Source organism: Ectopseudomonas toyotomiensis (assembly GCF_017167985.1).
GTDB lineage: Bacteria > Pseudomonadota > Gammaproteobacteria > Pseudomonadales > Pseudomonadaceae > Aquipseudomonas > Aquipseudomonas toyotomiensis.
In genome coordinates this window covers 864,798-881,969 of the sequence record NZ_CP070505.1, presented here as the reverse complement: position 1 = coordinate 881,969, position 17,172 = coordinate 864,798, and the positions used below count along the sequence as shown (strand labels likewise).

16 protein-coding genes are annotated in these 17,172 nt (G+C 63.4%); 13 read left to right on the top strand and 3 right to left on the bottom strand.

Annotated elements, in window-relative coordinates; translation table 11 throughout:
- The first annotated feature begins 25 nt into the window (after positions 1–25).
- The 10 genes from JWV26_RS03970 to JWV26_RS03925 all read left to right on the top strand — a co-directional run bounded on the left by JWV26_RS03970 (position 26) and on the right by JWV26_RS03925 (position 10,371).
- Complete coding sequence (locus tag JWV26_RS03970; protein ID WP_420890291.1) at positions 26–1,687, top strand: GMC family oxidoreductase; 1,662 nt, start codon at positions 26–28, stop codon at positions 1,685–1,687.
- An 80-nt stretch (positions 1,688–1,767) separates the two neighbouring features.
- Entirely contained in the window at positions 1,768–2,703 is a 936-nt protein-coding gene (locus JWV26_RS03965; RefSeq protein WP_206418452.1) for an autotransporter outer membrane beta-barrel domain-containing protein, read from the top strand.
- Between the two features lie 178 nt (positions 2,704–2,881).
- Positions 2,882–3,977 (top strand): peptide chain release factor 2 gene (gene prfB, locus JWV26_RS03960; RefSeq protein WP_099481820.1). Its coding sequence is split into 2 segments (ribosomal slippage): positions 2,882–2,953 and positions 2,955–3,977, totalling 1,095 coding nucleotides; the frame shifts between segments, so codons are not numbered across the junction.
- Between the two features lie 81 nt (positions 3,978–4,058).
- Entirely contained in the window at positions 4,059–5,561 is a 1,503-nt protein-coding gene (lysS, locus tag JWV26_RS03955; protein WP_017675106.1) for a lysine--tRNA ligase, read from the top strand.
- A gap of 165 nt (positions 5,562–5,726) precedes the next feature.
- Positions 5,727–6,440: a TetR/AcrR family transcriptional regulator gene (locus tag JWV26_RS03950; protein WP_021490309.1), complete on the top strand. Its 714-nt coding sequence runs from the start codon at positions 5,727–5,729 to the stop codon at positions 6,438–6,440.
- Between the two features lie 43 nt (positions 6,441–6,483).
- Positions 6,484–7,035, top strand: coding sequence for a hypothetical protein (locus JWV26_RS03945; protein WP_017675104.1), 552 nt, complete (start codon positions 6,484–6,486; stop codon positions 7,033–7,035).
- A gap of 8 nt (positions 7,036–7,043) precedes the next feature.
- Positions 7,044–8,333, top strand: a complete 1,290-nt coding sequence (locus JWV26_RS03940) for a flavohemoglobin expression-modulating QEGLA motif protein (RefSeq protein ID WP_017675103.1) — start codon at positions 7,044–7,046, stop codon at positions 8,331–8,333.
- A gap of 88 nt (positions 8,334–8,421) precedes the next feature.
- Complete coding sequence (locus tag JWV26_RS03935; protein WP_017675101.1) at positions 8,422–9,168, top strand: TIGR00266 family protein; 747 nt, start codon at positions 8,422–8,424, stop codon at positions 9,166–9,168.
- Positions 9,119–10,051, top strand: coding sequence for an alpha/beta hydrolase (locus tag JWV26_RS03930; RefSeq protein WP_420890290.1), 933 nt, complete (start codon positions 9,119–9,121; stop codon positions 10,049–10,051). Before JWV26_RS03935 ends, JWV26_RS03930 begins: the two co-directional genes overlap by 50 nt.
- Entirely contained in the window at positions 10,048–10,371 is a 324-nt protein-coding gene (locus JWV26_RS03925; protein WP_017675099.1) for a PA3694 family proteiin, read from the top strand. The genes JWV26_RS03930 and JWV26_RS03925 overlap by 4 nt, the downstream gene beginning before the upstream one ends.
- A 58-nt stretch (positions 10,372–10,429) precedes the next feature.
- Here the strand turns inward: JWV26_RS03925 and lptF are convergent, their stop codons facing one another.
- The 3 genes from lptF to JWV26_RS03910 form a co-directional block, all read right to left on the bottom strand.
- Positions 10,430–11,215, bottom strand: coding sequence for a lipotoxin F family OmpA-related lipoprotein LptF (gene lptF / locus JWV26_RS03920; RefSeq protein ID WP_206418450.1), 786 nt, complete (start codon positions 11,213–11,215; stop codon positions 10,430–10,432).
- 47 nt (positions 11,216–11,262) lie between these two features.
- Positions 11,263–11,676, bottom strand: coding sequence for a DUF4398 domain-containing protein (locus JWV26_RS03915; RefSeq protein WP_031306771.1), 414 nt, complete (start codon positions 11,674–11,676; stop codon positions 11,263–11,265).
- A 421-nt stretch (positions 11,677–12,097) separates the two neighbouring features.
- Positions 12,098–12,442, bottom strand: coding sequence for a pilin assembly protein (locus tag JWV26_RS03910; protein WP_074917111.1), 345 nt, complete (start codon positions 12,440–12,442; stop codon positions 12,098–12,100).
- A gap of 167 nt (positions 12,443–12,609) precedes the next feature.
- Between JWV26_RS03910 and ppc the strand changes: the two genes are divergently transcribed.
- The 3 genes from ppc to JWV26_RS03895 all read left to right on the top strand — a co-directional run bounded on the left by ppc (position 12,610) and on the right by JWV26_RS03895 (position 17,059).
- Entirely contained in the window at positions 12,610–15,246 is a 2,637-nt protein-coding gene (gene ppc / locus JWV26_RS03905) for a phosphoenolpyruvate carboxylase (RefSeq protein WP_206418449.1), read from the top strand.
- 223 nt (positions 15,247–15,469) lie between these two features.
- Complete coding sequence (gene adk / locus JWV26_RS03900; protein ID WP_017675094.1) at positions 15,470–16,117, top strand: adenylate kinase; 648 nt, start codon at positions 15,470–15,472, stop codon at positions 16,115–16,117.
- 180 nt (positions 16,118–16,297) lie between these two features.
- A complete protein-coding gene (locus JWV26_RS03895) occupies positions 16,298–17,059 on the top strand; it encodes a 5'-nucleotidase, lipoprotein e(P4) family (protein ID WP_206418448.1) in 762 nt (253 codons plus the stop codon).
- The last annotated feature ends 113 nt before the right edge of the window (positions 17,060–17,172 follow it).

Genomic DNA, 17,172 nt, shown 5'->3' with positions numbered 1-17,172 from the left:
ACAAGAACGACACGCGAGGATGCTTATGTCGCAACTGCCACAGGACGCATACGACTACCTGATCGTTGGCGCCGGCCCAGCCGGTTGCCTGTTGGCCAACCGGCTTTCTGCAGACCCTGGCGTCAGCGTGCTACTGATCGAGGCGGGCGGGCGCGACAACTATCCCTGGATTCATATCCCGGTCGGCTACCTCTACTGCATCGGCAATCCGCGTACCGACTGGTGTTACAGCACCGAGGTCGATCCAGGTCTGCATGGCCGCTCGTTGAAATACCCGCGTGGCCGCGTGCTCGGCGGCAGCTCCTCGATCAACGGCATGATCTACATGCGTGGCCAGGCCGCGGACTACGATGGCTGGGCTGCGGCGGGCAATCCCGGTTGGGCCTGGCGTGATGTGTTGCCGCTGTTCAAACGCTCGGAGAATCATTTTGCCGGCGCCAGCGAATGGCACGGTGGCGACGGCGAGTGGCGGGTCGAGCGCCAGCGTCTGTCGTGGGAGATTCTCGAAGCCTTCCGTGAGGCGGCGGCGCAGAGCGGTATCGCCAGCGTCGATGACTTCAACGGCGGTGACAACGAAGGCTGCAGCTACTTTCAGGTCAACCAGAAGCGCGGCGTGCGCTGGAATGCCTCCAAGGCCTTTCTGCGCGATATTCGCCGGCGCCCCAATCTGCAGGTGCTGACCGGCGCCGAAGCCGAACGGCTGGAGCTGGAGGGCGGTCGCGCCCGTGTGCTGCATCTGCGCAGCCAGGGGCGGGCGCTGCGGGTGGCGGCACGCCGCGAGATCATCCTGTGTGCCGGCGCCATCGGTTCACCGGCCTTGCTGCAGCGTTCCGGCATCGGCCCTCGGCCGCTGCTCGACCGCCTGGGCATCGGCGTCAGGCACGAGCTGCCAGGTGTCGGTGAGAACCTGCAGGATCACCTGCAACTGCGTTTGATCTACCGCGTCGAGGGCGTGAAGACGCTCAACCGCATTGCGGCCACGCCTTGGGGCAAGCTGGGCATGGGCCTGGAGTACCTGCTCAGGCGCAGCGGGCCGCTGTCCATGGCACCCAGCCAGCTTGGTGCCTTCGCCAAGTCCGACCCCGGCCAGGTGCGCGCCAACCTGCAGTATCACGTGCAGCCATTGTCGCTGGAGCGCTTTGGCGAGCCCTTGCACGATTTCCCGGCCTTCACCGCATCGGTATGCAACCTGCGCCCGACCAGCCGCGGCAGCGTTCAGATTGCCTCCGTCGATGCCAGCGTAGCCCCGCTGATACGCCCCAACTACCTCAGTGACGAGCGGGATCTACAGGTGGCTGCAGACGCCATTCGCCTGACCCGGCGCATCGTCGCCGCGCCCGCCCTGGTCGGCTACAGGCCCGAGGAATACAAGCCGGGGCCGCAGTACCAGAGCGAGGAAGACCTGCAGCGCGCTGCGGGCGAGATCGGCACTACCATCTTCCACCCGGTCGGCACCTGCGCCATGGGCCAGGGCCGTGAAGCGGTGGTCGATGCCCGTCTGCGCGTACATGGCATCGCCGGGCTGCGTGTGGTCGACGCGTCGATCATGCCGAGCATCACCTCGGGCAATACCTGCTCGCCGGTGCTGATGATCGCGGAGAAGGCCGCGCAGATGATCGCCGCCGATGCGCGAGCGGCGATAAGCATGGTGCCGCAGCGCGAGCCTGGTTGCGGGGTGAGCGCGTGACCGCTCGATTCGAAGTGCCTTGGCGGGCGAGGCGACAGGTGTGCTCTGCTAGCATTGGGCGTCGATGAATGGAGGCGAACATGGCTCTGCGTGGAGTGCTGATCGGGTTGGGCTTGCTGCAGGTCGCCACGGGTGTTGTAGCTGGCGACCTGGCGTTGGACCAGCGCGCCTTGCTCCTGGAGGACAGTAGGTTGCCGCGTGAGGCAGCCCTGGATCGTCTGCAGCAGGTGCGCTTCGCCTTTCGCGAGGCGGCGCCTGAGGCCGGCGAGTGGCCGCTGTGGTCGCGTACTTACGGCATCCAGGGGAGCTGGGGCGACGCCGGCCTCGAGCGCCGCGGCGAGGGGCTGCTGATGGGGATGGATCGTGCGCTGGGCGGACAGTGGATCGGCGGTGTGCTGGGTGGAGTGACGCGTGCCCGGCTGGATCATGATCAGGGTCATGGCCGCACCGATAGCCGTTACCTTGGGGTCTACGCCGCGACTCGGGTATACAACCAGTTAGGGTTTCGGCTCGGGTTGCTGCACGGCTGGCACGAGCTGGAACGGCGCGATAACGCGCGCAGTTGGCAGCTGTTTGGCGAAAGCAGTTACGCCATGGACTATCGCGATTTCACCTTGGAGCCATTTGCCGGCCTGGCGTTAGTGCATCTGGATGCCGACGCCCGGCGTTTCGACGGACTGCGCCTGGCGGCAGCGTACGAGCAGGCTGGTTACCTGACGCTTGGCTGGCGCCTGGCCGCGCCCTGGTATTGGCAGCAGCGCAAGTGGGTAGGGCGTGCCAGTCTGGCGCTGCGGCAGAACCTGGGCAGCGACCGCTTGCGTGACGAGGCGGTCGACGGCCAGGGCGTACTCCAGCAAATGCACAGTCGTGAGTTCGAGCGCAGCAGCCTGCGTCTTGACCTGAGCCTGGATCATGAACTCAGCCGCAGTCTCTACCTGGGCCTGACCTATGCGGGCCACTATGCCGAAGACGCGCGCGACAACGCCTTGGCCGCACGCCTGAGCCTGAAGTTCTGAGCGCGCCCCGCCGGTCAGCCAGCGGGCTGCCAGGGGGCTTCGAGTCGGGTATACTCGCCGGCTTTTCAGAAACTTTGCGGTCACGGCTCTTGCCGTGCTCGGCCAGGGCAGCGCATCAGCCGCCCGGGTGAGCCGGATTGAGCCGTTTCGCGTCTTTTGCCCGAGAGTGCTGCCCACCATGGAAATCAATCCGATCCTCAACAGCATCAAGGACCTGTCCGAGCGAACCCAGTCAATTCGGGGGTATCTTTGACTACGATCACAAGCATGATCGTCTGGTCGAAGTAAACCGCGAGCTGGAAGACGCCAGCGTCTGGAACAAGCCCGAGTACGCGCAAGCCCTGGGCCGTGAGCGCGCCATGCTGGCGCAGATCGTCGAAACCATCGACGACCTCACCGGCAGCCTGACTGATTCCAAAGATCTGCTGGAAATGGCTGCCGAAGAAAACGACGAAGGCGCGGTGAACGACATCGCCGCCGAAGTCGAGCGCCTGCGCGAAATCCTCGAGAAGCTGGAATTCCGCCGCATGTTCAGCGGCGAGATGGACCCGAACAACTGCTACCTGGATATCCAGGCCGGCTCCGGCGGTACGGAAGCGCAGGACTGGGCCAACATCCTGCTGCGTATGTACCTGCGCTGGGCCGACAAGCGCGGCTTCGACGCCACCATCATCGAACTGTCCGAGGGTGAAGTCGCCGGTATCAAGGGCGCCACCGTGCACATCAAGGGCGAGTATGCCTTCGGCTGGCTGCGCACCGAGATCGGCGTGCACCGCCTGGTGCGCAAGAGCCCGTTCGACTCCGGCGCGCGTCGCCACACCTCGTTCTCGGCAGTGTTCGTATCGCCCGAGATCGACGACAAGGTCGAGATCGACATCAACCCGTCCGACCTGCGCATCGACACCTACCGCTCCTCCGGCGCTGGTGGTCAGCACGTCAACACCACCGACTCGGCGGTGCGTATCACCCATGTGCCGACCAACACCGTGGTCGCCTGCCAGAACGAACGCTCCCAGCACGCCAACAAGGACACCGCCATGAAAATGCTGCGGGCCAAGTTGTACGAGCTGGAGATGCAAAAGCGCAACGCGGCTTCGCAGGCGCTGGAAGACAGCAAGTCGGATATCGGCTGGGGGCATCAGATCCGCTCCTACGTGCTCGATGACTCGCGCATCAAGGACCTGCGTACCGGCGTCGAGCGTAGCGATTGCCAGAAAGTCCTTGATGGCGACCTCGACGGCTACCTCGAGGCCAGCCTCAAGCAGGGCCTGTAAGCCCAGTAACCAATCCGTGGGAGCCGGCTTGCCGGCGCCTGCTCAAAATCTTGTACGACACGCCAGGCAGAAAAAGCGACCATGAGCGACCAACAACTCGACCACAACGAACTGCAACAGGAAGAAAACAAGCTGATTGCCCAGCGCAAGGAAAAGCTTGCTGCCGTCCGTGAGCAGGGCATTGCCTTCCCCAACGATTTCCGCCGCGACCGCCTGTGCGCCGACCTGCAGAAACAGTACGAGGGCAAGAGCAAGGAAGAGCTGGAAGCCGCCGCCATCCCGGTCAAGGTGGCCGGGCGCATCATGCTCAACCGTGGCGCCTTCATGGTCATCCAGGATACCTCCGGGCGCCTGCAGGTCTACGTCAACCGCAAGACCCTGCCGGCCGAGCAACTGGAAGCGGTCAAGCACTTCGACCTGGGCGACATCATCGCTGCCGAGGGCACGCTGGCCCGCTCGGGCAAGGGCGACCTGTACGTCGACATGCAGAACGTGCGCCTGCTGACCAAGTCGCTGCGCCCGCTGCCGGACAAGCACCATGGCCTGACCGACACCGAGCAGCGCTACCGCCAGCGCTATGTCGACCTGATCGTCAACGAGGAAGTGCGCCACACCTTCCGCGTACGTTCGCAAGTGATCGCGCACATCCGTCGTTTCCTCAACGAGCGCGGTTTCCTTGAAGTGGAAACCCCGATGCTGCAGACCATCCCCGGCGGCGCTGCGGCCAAGCCGTTCGAGACCCACCACAACGCGCTGGACATGGCCATGTTCCTGCGTATCGCCCCGGAGCTGTACCTCAAGCGTCTGGTGGTCGGTGGCTTCGAGAAAGTGTTCGAAATCAACCGCAACTTCCGTAACGAAGGCGTCTCGACCCGGCACAACCCCGAGTTCACCATGCTCGAGTTCTACCAGGCCTATGCCGACTACCGCGACAACATGGACCTCACCGAGGAGCTGTTCCGCGAGCTGGCCCTGGCCGTGCTGGGCAGCACCGACGTGCCATATGGCGACAAGGTGTTCCACTTCGGCGAGCCGTTCGTGCGCCTGTCGGTGTACGACTCCATCCTCAAGTACAACCCGGACATCACCGAGGCTGACTTGAACGACGTCGAGAAGGCCCGTGCCATCGCCAAGAAGGCCGGCGCCAAGGTGCTCGGCCACGAAGGCTTGGGCAAGCTGCAGGTGATGATTTTCGAAGAGCTGGTGGAGAGCAAGCTGGAGCAGCCGCACTTCATCACCGAGTATCCGTTCGAAGTGTCGCCACTGGCGCGTCGCAACGACGACAATCCCAACGTCACCGACCGCTTCGAGCTGTTCATCGGTGGTCGTGAGATCGCCAACGCCTACTCCGAGCTCAATGACGCCGAAGATCAGGCCGAGCGCTTCCTCGCCCAGGTGGCCGAGAAGGACGCCGGTGATGACGAAGCCATGCACTACGACGCCGACTTCGTCCGCGCCCTGGAGTACGGCATGCCGCCGACGGCTGGTGAAGGCATCGGCATCGACCGCCTGGTGATGCTGCTGACCAACTCACCGTCGATCCGCGACGTCATCCTGTTCCCGCATATGCGTCCGCAGGCTTGATGCCAGACAGAAAGCCGCCTTCGGGCGGCTTTTTGCTACCTGTCGTTGCACTTTTCACGGCAATTTCACCGGTCGCCAGGGCTGTAAGCGAAACGGAGCCTTTTGCTTGCCCGTCCAAGCCATTACTCTCCCTGTCATAACTAGAACCTAGAGGGTCGACCCATCTTGAGCTCCGTGCCCGCGTCCCCGAATGCCACCCAGGCAGCCAATGCCGTCGCCGAAAGCGTCCAGTACCAGGGCCGCAAGGCCAGTCGTCAGGGCAGCGAGCAGCGCCGCCAGGCGATTCTCGATGCTGCCATGCGCATCATCGTGCGCGATGGCGTGCGCGCCGTGCGCCATCGTGCGGTGGCGGCCGAGGCGCAGGTACCCTTGTCGGCCACGACCTACTATTTCAAGGACATCGATGACCTGATCACCGATACCTTCGCCCAGTTCGTCGAGCGCAGCGCTGCGCAGATGGCGGCATTCTGGGCCGGTACCCAGGGCGTACTGGAGGAGATGGTCGGGCGCCTGGATGGCAGCGAGCAGGCGCGTCGGCAATTGGCTGACGAAATCGCCGCTCTGGCGGTGCAGTACGTGCAGCGTCAGTTGCGTGAGCGCCGTGATCACCTGATCGCCGAGCAGGCATTCCAGCAGGAAGCCTTGCTCAATCCACGACTGCGCGAGCTGGTGCGAGCGCACCGGCAGATCCTGCAGCAGGGTGTCACCCACTTCTTCGAGGTGCTGGGCTCGCGCCAGCCTGAACAGGATGCCGTGCTGTTGACGGCCGCCATCGTGCGGATGGAGTATCAGGGCCTGCTAGACGGTGTAGAGCACCTGGACAGCCAAGGAATGCTGGCCATCCTTAAACGCTACATGAATCTGGTTCTGGGGTTGTAAACCGTCGATCATCGGGTCGAACGGCCTTCACAAGGAGAGCGTAATGAAAGCCTGGCGCGCATTGGTCGCCCTGTCCTTCCTGCTGTTGAGTGGTTGCCTGGTCACCTTCAAGGACCCGATTCCGGCCAACGAGGCTGCCCCGATACCTCTGCTGGGCGAATGGACCCGGCAGGACGAGTGGGGTGACCAGCTATTTCTGGAGATCACCCGTGCCGGCTCCAACCTCTACCTGGCGCGTATCTATGAAGGCAGCGCGGACAACGAAAGCAGCTTCGAGGAGTTCGGTTTCACCGTCGCTCATCATGGCCGCCGCTGGTACCTCTCGGCGGGCCTGCCGAAGAGCCTGGGGGCCAACTTCGCCATTGCCGGTTTCGAGTTGACCAAGGACAACGAGCTGGTGCTGTACAACCTCGACACCGACCGCATTCTCCAGGATATGGAAAAGGGCCTGCTGGAAGGGCAGACCGTTTCCATGCCCGAAGCGGACGGCGCATTGATCACCAGCCCGCTGGACAAGGTGTTCGCTTACCTCGACGACCCGGCCAATGCCGACCTGTTCGTCGAGGTGGCGCGTTATCAGCGGGCCGCCGAGTAGGAACTGCAATGAACAGCCAGCAGAAACTGGACGACTATCAGCTCTGTATCCGCGCCCTCAGTGACCGCATCGTCGAAGCACAAACGCCCATCCGTGTACTCGATGCGGTGAAGTGGGACGACGGCATCCGTGACGGTTTTCTCAAGGCCAAGGGCAAGCAGCCACCGGCCGTCGATCGCGACTACTACCTGAGTCGGCCGCTGGCCTTCGATGCCGCCGCGAAGAAACTGGAATTTCAGAACATCGAGCGCGACATCACCCGTCAACTCGGCCAGTTCAACCCGGTCGGGCAGATCATGCGGCGCATGTGCAAGGAATACCGCATGGTCATCCGCATGCTCGAGGCGCGTGGTACCGAGGACTTCGGCCTGATCAGCCAGGAGCTGTATGGCGCTGCCTCCGACGCCTTTCATGCCGGTGATCCGACCCTGGCCGACCTCGGCCTGATGCTCTCGGACTATCTCAACAATATCGCTGCGCGTGGTGACCTGGAAGACGAGGCCAAGACCCTCGGTGCCAGTGATGCGGTGAACATCCTGCAGCAACGTCTGGCCGGGGTGTTCGGCGACGACACCATTCGCGTGTTCGAGTCCGACGGCATTCTCGCCGATGCTGCGGCAGGCGCCGACTACATCAAGATCCGCAGCGATGCGCGTTTCAACGAGCGTGACGTCAAGGCGCTGGAGGTGCATGAAGGTCTGGTGCATGTCGGCACCACGCTCAACGGCCTCAACCAGCCGATCTGCACGTTTCTGGCCAAGGGCCCGCCCTCATCGACGGTGACCCAGGAAGGTCTGGCCATTCTCATGGAAGTGATCGCCTTCGCCTCCTACCCGACCCGCCTGCGCAAGCTGACCAACCGCACTCGCGCCATCCACATGGCCGAGGAGGGCGCGGATTTTCTCGAGGTGTTCGAGTTCTTCCGTGAGCAGGGCTACGGCCTGGAAGGCGGCTACAGCAACGCCAGTCGGGTGTTCCGCGGCTCCTTGCCGACGGGCCTGCCGTTCACCAAGGACCTGTCGTACCTCAAGGGCTTCATCCTGATCTACAACTACATCCAGCTGGCGGTGCGCAAAGGCAAGCTGGAGCAGATTCCGCTGCTGTTCTGCGGCAAGACCACCCTGGAAGACATGCGCACCCTGCGCAAACTGGTGGACGAGGGCCTGGTGCAGCCGCCCAAGTACCTGCCGCCGCAGTTTCAGGACATGAACGCGCTGTCGGCCTGGATGTGCTTCTCCAACTTCCTCAACCATCTGAGCCTGGATCGCATCGAAGCGGACTACGCCAATATCCTTTGATCGCAGCCCGGTAGGGTGCGCCGCGCGCACCGCCGGCGCAGCGCATCGTCAGATTTACACCGTCGTGGCCCACCCCGGAGACCCGCAAGTGCCCAGCCATCAGCTCGAATACGAAATCCTCGGCGCGTCGGCGCAATCGGTGGAGATCATCCTCGATCCTGGCGAGACGGTGATCGCCGAGGCCGGTGCGATGAACTACATGACCGACGGCGTGCGCTTCGAAACGCGCATGGGTGACGGTTCGTCCAGCGGCCTGCTGGGCAAGCTGTGGAGCGTTGGCAAACGCATGCTCACCGGCGAATCGCTGTTCATGACCCACTTCAGCAATGCCGGCAAGCGCCAGGCGCGGGTCGCCTTCGCCGCGCCTTATCCGGGTACCGTGGTGCCCATCGACCTGGCCAAGATCGGTGGGCGCTTGATCTGCCAGAAAGACGCCTTCCTTTGTGCCGCCCATGGCACCAGCATCGGTATCAGCTTCGCCAAACGTCTGGGCGCCGGCTTCTTCGGCGGCGAGGGTTTCATTCTGCAGAAGCTCGAAGGCGATGGCCTGGCCTTCGTGCATGCCGGCGGCACGGTGATCCGCAAGGAGCTGAACAATGAAACCCTGCGCCTGGACACCGGCTGCCTGGTGGCCTTCAGCAGTGGCATCGATTACGACATCGCTCTGGCCGGCGGCCTCAAGAGCATGCTCTTCGGCGGCGAAGGCATCTTGCTGACCACGCTCAAAGGCACCGGTACGGTGTGGATTCAGAGCCTGCCGTTCTCGCGTCTGGCCGAGCGCGTCTATGCGGCGACCGTGCAGGCGCGCGAGGAGGTTCGCGCCGGTGGCAAGTAGCCTGCGAGCACTGGTCTTGCTACTGGCCAGTCTGTGCTTGGTCGGCTGCAGCGGTCTGTTGTTCTACCCGGAGCCGGGTTTACCGATCACTCCGGCTCGCGCTGGCCTGGAATACCGCGACATCGAACTGCGCGCCGCCGATGGCACGCGTCTGCATGCCTGGTGGTTGCCGGCCAAGACTGGGGTGCAGGTCAAGGGCACGGTGCTGCATCTGCATGGCAATGGCGGCAACCTGGCCTGGCACCTGGGCGGCGTTCACTGGCTGCCGGAGCAGGGCTATCAGGTGCTGATGCTGGATTATCGCGGCTACGGTCTGTCCGAAGGCAAGCCGCGGCTGCCGGAGGTCTATCAGGACATCGATGCCGCTTTCGTCTGGCTCGAACAGGCGCCGCAGGTGCAGGGCGCGCCGCTTTTCCTGCTCGGGCAGAGCCTCGGTGGTGCGTTGGCCGTGCATTATCTGGCCGAGCATCCCGAGCGCCAATCGACCTTGCAGGCCATCGCACTGGACGGTGTGCCGGCCAGTTATCGCGACGTCGCCCGCCATGCGCTGAGCAAGTCCTGGTTGACCTGGCCGCTGCAGGTGCCGCTGTCCTGGCTGGTGCCGGACGGCGACAGCGCGGTTCACAGCATCAATCGACTCGCAGGCGCGCCCTTGCTGATCTATCACAGTGTTGACGACGCGATCGTGCCGCTTTCCAATGGCCAGCGTTTGTATCAAGCTGCGCGCCCGCCACGCGCCTTTCAGGCGACCCGTGGCCCGCACGTGCAAACCTTTGCCGAGCCCGCCTGGCGTCAGTCGCTACTGGCGTTCTTCGTCGCGCCGCAGGCCTACGTCGAGCGCCTGGGATCGGCTACCGAATCCGCAACAGAGAGTCCGCAATGACCGAACGTAACCCCATCCCCCTGATCCTCACGGGTGTCGCCAGCATCGTCGGCACCATCGGCGTGCTCTGGTACTACGGCTACGTGCATTTCGCCAAACCGGAAGATGCGCTGCTGCTGTCCGATTTCACCATGCTCAAGACCGTTCCCGGCGAGGACTACAAGGTCTCGCTGAAACCGGCCAATCAGGTGGCGCAGTGCATCGATGGCGTGCTGGTATTGTTCGACATGCAGCAGAAGGGGCTGACCGGCGTGCTGGTGGACAATAAGAAGCAGGCGGTGCGCTGCATCGGCCAGGAAACCCCGGCCCTGGAGCAGTAAGGCAAACGCCAAAAAAGAAACCCGCCATCAGGCGGGTTTCTTCATTCCGGCGTGGTTGTCAGGCGCCGGTAGCCGAACGCGGAGCGACCGGCTGGTTGTCGTTGGAGATGGTCACCTCCACACGACGGTTCTGTGCACGACCGGAGTCACTGGAGTTGTCCGCGACCGGATACTCCTTGCCATAACCCTGGGCGACGATGCGCGTCGGCTCCACGCCGGCGCGAATCAGTGCGCGACGTACGGACTCGGCGCGACGCTCGGACAGGCCCTGGTTGTAGCTGGCCGAGCCGACGCTGTCGGTATAACCCTCGACGATCACCTGGCGCTCCGGGTTTTCCTGGAGAAAACGTGCCAGCTGGGTGACGTTGGGCAGTGCGCTGCTCTTGAGTTCGGCCTTGTTGAAGTCGAACAGGACGTCACCGAAGGTCACCAGGGTGCCGCGTTCGGTCTGCTTGGCGTTGAGGCTGTCCTGCAGCTTGCGGATCTGCGCGTCGCGAGCATCGAGCAGGGCCTGGGCGCGCTGCGCCGAGGAGTTCTTCAGCTCGGCTTCGGCGTTACGCAGGACGATGGTCTGCTTGGCTACCTCGACGCGCTTGTTGGTCAGGTAGGCCAGTTGGTCGACCTTCTTCTCGTCTTCCTTTTCCATGTAGGCCTTGTCGGCCTTGTTCAGCCATTCCTGGGCTTCCTTGGTTTCCAGCGCCGCGAGCTTGCTCGCCTGCGGATCGCTCTGCAGCGAGGAGAAGTTGCTACGCGCCGACTCCAAGTTGGCATTGGGCTGGTGCGAGCAGGCGGCCAGGCCGACGCTCAGGGCCAGAAGGGCGGGGATCATCACGTGTTTACGCATGGCGTTCATCCTTTGATCTGTCAGCGAATGGGTGGGGTGCATGCCGCTCACTGAGCGTTACGCATGCCTTCCTCACGCAGTTCCTGAACACCCTGACGGGCGTCCTGCAAAGCCTGCTCGGCTTTGGCGGCCTGGGCCTTGCGCTCGGCGAGTCGGGCATCCCACTCGGCCTGTTCAGCCAGGCGACGGGCCTTCTCATACTCTTTTTCGTGCATGGCCAGCTCCGCCTCTTTGAGCTTGTCCTGCGCGGACTTCATTTCCACGGCGGCAAACTCGGTACCGCCAGCGCTGATCGCCGAGTTCACGGCAGACTGCGTCACGGCGTATTGCTCGCTGGGCGGGTTACCCGCACAGCCAGCCAGTACCAGGCTGCTACCCAGTGCCAGGGCAGCCAGTTTGATCCCATGCAGGCGGCTGCGCGGGGCTTTCTCGGTATGGGTCTTCATGGCGGCTAACTCCATTTGAAACACTCCTATGAATGACGATATCCGTGGCAATTGGCCCATCGTGTTGCTCGTCTACCAAGGGGGTTGGCGCTATTGGCGTGCCACGATGGCCTGCAGTTGGGACCGACAGGTTTTTCGAATAGTTCAGAAAAAAACACAGCGTGCTTATGGTTTTCTGGATGACTGGTCAGTCAACTATTTGCCTGTGACAAGGCCGCGGTAGGGCCTTTCATGCGGTTGGAAACGCTCTTTTTGCCCTTCTATGTAAAGGGTTTGGTGGGTTTCTATGGGACGAAGGAGGGCCCTGGCGCCAGCGCATTGCCGAAGGTGGGGGAGGCGCCGTGTCAGTGCGAAAAGGGCCGGCCGGGAGACTTACGTTCTCCCTGAACGCCTGGAATTGAACAATATGTTGAACGCTAAAGAGTTGTTCAGGGCGTCAATGGCTTGTCTCTTTACCCGTGTCACTCAGTTCACGCAGGTATTTGCGCGACAGCGCCAGAAAGCGCGGTGTGGGCCCTATGTCCTCGTACAGCGGGTCGCCTTGCTCGTCCAGCGCCACGACCTTGCTGCCGCGCACGTAGGGTAGGCTGGCTTCGAGTTCCTCGAGCGCTGCGCCGATCAGTTCGCCGAGCAGTTCCTCGCTGTGGTGCTTGGGGTACATCTCGGTGAGCGCCGCCAGGCGAGCGGCCGACTCGACATCCAGATGAATGTGATAACGGGTAGGTGTCAGGTGCCCCTTGGCATTCTGTTCCCAGTGTTTTGCCAGTTCGCGAATTCTCATGTCGTTACTCCTCACGGGTGGTGCAGCTGATGCCGGCTAGCGCATCCACTACGCCTGTCAGTAAGCCTAGTCCCAGCACGCACGACTGCCTGGGTACGCGTCGCACCCTTGTAAGAAGTTGGCGCGCTGGGCACTCTGTTGACACTGGACAGGAGAAGGAGTGCGACATGGCGGAAATCGATGCGCGCCTGCGTGAAGAGGTGCACCTGCTCGGCGAACTGCTTGGGCATACCATCAGCACCCAGTTGGGCGACGAGTTTCTCGACAAGATCGAACGCATACGCAAGTCGGCCAAGGCCGGTCGTCGTGGCTCTGCCGCGGGTGCCGAGCAGTTGACCAGCACCCTCGGGGACCTGGGTGACGACGAACTGCTGCCGGTGGCACGGGCCTTCAATCAGTTTCTCAACCTGGCCAACATCGCCGAGCAGCAGCACCGTGTGCGCCGCCGCCGTGCGGGTGAGCCCGAGCCGTTCGAGTTGCGCGTGCTCGACGAGCTGCTCGAACGCCTGCTCGCCGCCGGGCAGGGCAGCGATGAACTGGCGCGTCAGCTGGGGCGTCTGGATATCGAACTGGTGCTGACAGCGCACCCCACCGAAGTGGCGCGGCGTACGCTGATCCAGAAATACGATGCCATCGCCGCGCAACTGACGGCACTGGATCACAGCGATCTGTTACCAACAGAACGTGAACGCATCGCCCAGCGCCTGCAGCGGCTGATCGCCGAGGCCTGGCACACCGAGGAAATCCGTCGTAGCCGGCCCAGCCCGGTGGACGAAGCCAAATGGGGCTTCGCTGTCATCGAGCATTCGCTGTGGCAGGCCGTGCCGCAGTTCCTGCGCCGTGCCGATCAGAGCCTGCAGGCCGCCACCGGTCTGCGTCTGCCGCTGGAGGCTGCGCCGATTCGCTTCGCCTCATGGATGGGCGGTGACCGTGACGGCAACCCCAATGTCACCGCGCGCGTGACCCGTGAGGTGTTGCTGCTGGCGCGCTGGATGGCCGCCGATCTCTACCTGCGCGATGTCGACAATCTGGCCGCGGAACTGTCCATGCAGCAGGCCAGTGACGAACTGCGCGCGCAGGTGGGCGACAGTGCCGAACCGTACCGTGCCTTGCTCAAGCAGCTGCGCGAGCGCCTGCGCGAAACGCGCAGCTGGGCGCAGCAGGCCCTCAGCGCCGATGTGGCGCCGAGTAATGCAGTGCTGCGCGACAACCATGAGCTGCTGGCACCGCTGCAGCTCTGCTACCAGTCGCTGCATGCCTGCGGCATGGGTGTGATTGCCGATGGTCCGTTGCTCGATTGCCTGCGCCGGGCAGCCACCTTCGGTCTGTTTCTGGTACGCCTCGATGTTCGTCAGGATTCCTCCCGGCACGCTGCGGCGATGTCGGAAATCACCGATTATCTCGGCCTCGGTCGCTACGCCGAATGGGATGAGGAGGCGCGCCTGAGTTTTCTCCAGCGCGAGCTGGAGAACCGCCGGCCACTGCTGCCGAGCGACTATCGTCCTTCGGCCGATACTGCCGAAGTGCTCGCCACCTGCCGCGAGGTGGCTGCCGCTCCCGCCGCATCGCTGGGCTCTTACGTGATCTCCATGGCCGGTGCTGCCTCCGACGTGCTGGCCGTGCAACTGCTGCTGAAAGAGGCCGGGTTGCGCCGGCCGATGCGGGTGGTGCCACTTTTCGAAACCCTGGCCGATCTGGACCACGCCGGGCCGGTTATCGACCGGCTGCTGGGGTTGCCCGGCTATCGTGCGCGGCTGCATGGCCCGCAGGAAGTGATGATCGGTTATTCCGATTCGGCCAAGGACGCCGGTACAACCGCCGCAGCCTGGGCGCAGTACCGCGCCCAGGAGGAACTGGTGCGTCTGTGTCGCGCGCATCAGGTCGAACTGCTGCTGTTCCATGGTCGCGGTGGCACCGTTGGCCGTGGCGGTGGCCCTGCTCACGCGGCCATTCTGTCGCAACCGCCCGGCTCGGTTGCGGGGCGCTTCCGCACTACCGAGCAGGGGGAAATGATCCGCTTCAAGTTCGGCCTGCCGGATATCGCCGAGCAGAACCTCAACCTCTATCTGGCTGCGGTGCTGGAAGCCACGCTGCTGCCGCCACCGGCACCGGAGCCAAGCTGGCGGGCGATGATGGATCGCCTTGCCGATGTCGGCGTGAAGGCCTATCGCGGCGTGGTGCGCGAGCATCCACAGTTCGTCGAGTATTTCCGCCAGGCCACGCCGGAGCAGGAGCTCGGCCGCTTGCCGCTGGGCAGTCGCCCGGCCAAGCGGCGCGAAGGTGGTGTGGAGAGCCTGCGGGCGATCCCGTGGATCTTCGCCTGGACCCAGACCCGTCTGATGCTGCCGGCCTGGCTCGGCTGGGAGCAGGCCCTGGGACAAGCCCTGCAAGGCGGTGATGCTGAGCTGCTGAAAAGCATGCGCGAGCAATGGCCGTTCTTCCGCACCCGCATCGACATGCTGGAAATGGTCCTGACCAAAGCGGACGCCAATATCGCTGCCCTGTACGACGAGCGCCTGGTCGAACCGTCGCTGCAGGCGCTGGGGGCGCAGTTACGCGACCTATTGTCGCAGGCCTGCGCTGCTGTGCTGGAACTGACTGGCCAGTCGCGCCTGCTCGCACATAATCAGGAAACCCTGGAATCGATCAGCGTGCGCAACACCTACCTCGACCCGTTGCATCTGTTGCAGGCCGAGCTGCTGGCGCGCTGTCGGCAACGTGAACAGGCGCCGGAGAGCCCTCTGGAGCAGGCGCTGCTGGTCAGCGTAGCGGGTATTGCAGCGGGCTTGCGCAACACTGGCTGAGGGCGGCAGGGTGCTGGCAGGCAGCTGCCTGAGCTGCGCCGCGTAGCAGGTCCAGGCCGCCACGAGGAGGGTTTTTATCCGACTTTTGGCGGCTTGTGCGCCTGGGGTGCGCTGTGTATCTTGAGCAGCCTTTTGGCCGCTACGGCTGCCGCACTACATTCAAGAGATTGGCCCCACGAGGCGAGTCCGACCGATTACTACATAACTCTTGAGGAGCACATCGATGCGCGTGATTCTGCTGGGGGCGCCCGGTGCCGGCAAAGGTACCCAGGCTCGCTACATCACCGAGAAATTCGGCATTCCGCAAATCTCCACTGGCGACATGCTGCGTGCTGCGGTCAAGGCTGGCACCGAGCTCGGCCTGAAGGCCAAGAGCGTTATGGATGCTGGTGGCCTGGTCTCCGACGACCTGATCATCAATCTGGTCAAGGAGCGCATCGCTCAGGCCGATTGTGCCAATGGCTTTTTGTTCGACGGTTTCCCGCGCACCATCCCGCAGGCCGAAGCGCTGCGCGATGCCGGTGTCGCGCTGGATCACGTGGTTGAAATCGCCGTTGAGGACGAGGAGATCGTCAAGCGTCTGTCCGGCCGCCGCGTTCACCCGGCTTCCGGCCGCGTCTACCACACCGAGTACAACCCGCCGAAGGTTGCCGGCAAGGACGACATCAGCGGTGAAGAGCTGGTTCAGCGCGAAGACGACAAGGAAGAAACCGTGCGTCATCGCCTGTCCGTCTACCACTCGCAGACCAAGCCGCTGGTGGACTTCTATCAGAAACTCTCCGCTGCATCCGGTACCCCGAAATACAGCCATATTCCGGGTGTCGGCAGCGTCGAAGAGATCACCGCAAAGACCCTGGCGGCTCTGGACTGAGTCCAGATCGCCCGTTGTCATCGCAGCAAGGCCCCGCAAGGGGCCTTGTTCGTTTATGGAACCTGATACGTTCAGGTCGCTCTCAAGCATGGCCACGCAACCCGTGCCGGCTAGTATCGACGATGCAGCCTCCGGTCTGCGCCGGGGCGTGTCGATAACCTATAGGGAAGAGGGCATTCAATGACCGAGAAACGCATCTGGCTGGGCCTTGCGGTATCGCTGCTGGCCACTGAGCTGGCATTTGCCGACACCGCGACGGATTGTTCCGTCGCCGAGTTCACCATGGGCCTGCGCTTTCAGCAGCAGTCTGCGGAAATCCAGGCGCTGCAGTTGCAGGCCTACAACATCGCCACGGAAAAGCTCGATAAGGCCGTAGCGGCGGCGAAGGATCCATCGAAGCTGGCCATCGTCACCGACCTCGATGAAACCGTGATCGACAACAGCGCGCTGCTGGCGCGCGATCTGGCCAACTGTCACCAGTACGACGCCTGGGATACCTGGCTGCCCTGGGAGCGTGACGGCACGCCCGCACTGATCCCTGGCGCGAAGAAATTCCTCGAGCATGCCGACAAGCTTGGCGTGACCATCCGCTACATCTCCGACCGCGCCGACGAGCAGAAAAAATACACCCTGGCCACCCTGAGCAAGCTGGGTTTGCCGCAGGTATCGGAGGAGAGCGTGCTGCTGCTCGGGCCGCCCAAGGTCGAGCGCCGCGCCATCGTCAGCGCCGATCATCAGATCATCATGCTGTTGGGCGACACGCTGCATGATTTCGACGCACGTTTTCGCAAGACGCCGCTCGATGCGCAGCGCAAGACCGTCGCCGAAGAGTCGGACAAGTGGGGCGTCGAGTGGATCGTGTTCCCCAATGCTGGCTACGGCACCTGGTCCAAGGCGCCGCTTAAAAGCTGGGAGGCCGAGCCGGTGGTCGAGCCCTGGTAAGGCGGTGCTGATCTCCGTCGGTCGCTCGGCGCGAGCCGGGCGCCGACATGGTGCTGGAAAAAAATGCGTCGAGCCGGTCTAATGCCGGCTCTTTTTTCTTCCGCTGTCCGAAT